Annotated in this window: 1 pseudogene; it reads left to right on the forward strand. The window is 67.3% G+C overall.

Annotated features, from left to right (window positions below):
• Window positions 1-678: pseudogene (locus ACK4TH_RS12680) on the forward strand (IS30 family transposase); the annotation flags it as partial.

The following is a 678-nucleotide window of genomic DNA, read 5'->3' on the forward strand; positions in this document are numbered from 1 at the left end:
CGCATGTGGCCCGACGATCTGGATCGCCGCGTCTCGCACGAGACCATCTACAACTGCATCTACGCGATGCCGCGCGGCGAGCTGCGCAAGGAACTCATCGCCTGTCTGAGGCGTGCGCAAAGCAAACGCATGCCGCGCTCGCGAGGCCAGGACCGGCGTGGCCAGCTGCCCGACGCTGTGAGCATCCACCTGCGTCCGCCCGAGGCCAACGAGCGGGCTTTCCCCGGGCACTGGGAGGGTGACCTCCTCAAGGGCGCGGCCAACCGCTCGGCGGTGGGCGTGTTGGTGGAGCGCAGCTCGCGTCTGGTGATGCAGCCCCAAGCTCAAGGACGCCACCGCAGCCTCGGCCTTGGAGGGCTTCACCGCCAAGCTGCGCAGCATCGCCGAGCCGATGCGAAAGACCCTGACCTACGACCGCGGCAAGGAAATGGCGCGCCACCCGGAGCTGTCTGAGGCCACCGGCATACGGGTCTACTTCTGCGACCCGCGCAGTCCGTGGCAGCGGGGCAGTTGCGAGAATATCAACGGCCTGCTGCGCCAGTACCTGCCCAAGGGTACGGACCTGTCGGTCTACAGCCAGCAAGAGCTTGATGCGATCGCCGACCGGCTCAACAACCGCCCGCGCGCCATCCACGGCTTCTACCCTCCGATCGCCGTCTACCAGGCCATGCTGGAGAA

Origin of the sequence: Tepidimonas sp. (assembly GCF_046292505.1) — a bacterium.
Lineage (GTDB): Bacteria > Pseudomonadota > Gammaproteobacteria > Burkholderiales > Burkholderiaceae_C > Tepidimonas.